The 752-nt window shown below is 70.3% G+C and carries 1 protein-coding gene; it reads left to right on the top strand.

From position 1 onward, the window contains the following. Positions 1-752 (top strand): PTS transporter subunit EIIC (locus BN358_RS25365; RefSeq protein ID WP_019229139.1); only part of this gene is annotated, 752 nt, incomplete at both ends.

Below are 752 nucleotides of genomic sequence, written 5' to 3'. Positions count from 1 at the left end.
CTGACCATCGGGCCGGTCACAGCCCTGCTCAGCCAGTCCGTCACCGACGCGATCGGATGGATCTACACGTTCAGCCCCGTGGCGGCCGGCTTCGTGCTCGGCGGCCTCGCCCAGTTCCTGGTCGCCTTCGGTCTGCACTGGGCCGTGATCGCGGTCATTATCAACGAGTTCGGCACGTCCGGCCAGTCGTACACCATCCTCCCGTTCTATGCCGGAGTGACCGCCCAGACCGGCGCAGTGATCGCGGTGTTCCTCCGCACCCGCAACGCCCGGCTCAAGCAGGTGGCCGGACCGGCCGCCCTCTCCGGGCTCCTCGCCGGTATCACCGAGCCTGCCGTGTACGGCGTCAACCTCCCGCTGCGGCGCCCGTTCCTGATCGGTCTCGGCAGCGCGGCTGTCGGAGGCGCAGTGGTCGCAGCCAGCGGAGTGGTGTCACACGCCTTTGCCGTCCCGTCCCTGCTCAGCATGCCGGTGGCACTCGGCACCGGGAACTTCGCGGTGTTCGTGATTGGGGTCGTCGGCGCCCTGGTGCTCTCCTTCGTCCTCACCTTCCTCTTCGGCGTCAAGGAGCGTGACGCCGACGTTCCCGGAGCGCCCGCCCCGGCTCCCCAGCGCGCCGCGTCAGGAACCACCGGCACCACCGCCGTGCTCGCCCCCGTGGCCGGCTCGACCGTGCCACTCGCCGGGGTCGGTGACCACGTGTTCGCGAGCGGATCGATGGGCAAGGGCGTGGCCCTGCTGCCGACTGACGG

The sequence above is a fragment of the Sedimentibacter sp. B4 genome (assembly GCF_000309315.1).
Taxonomy (GTDB): Bacteria; Bacillota; Clostridia; order Tissierellales; family Sedimentibacteraceae; genus Sedimentibacter; species Sedimentibacter saalensis.
Note: the sequence above shows the minus strand (reverse complement) of the source record. Positions and strands in the feature narration are given on the sequence as shown.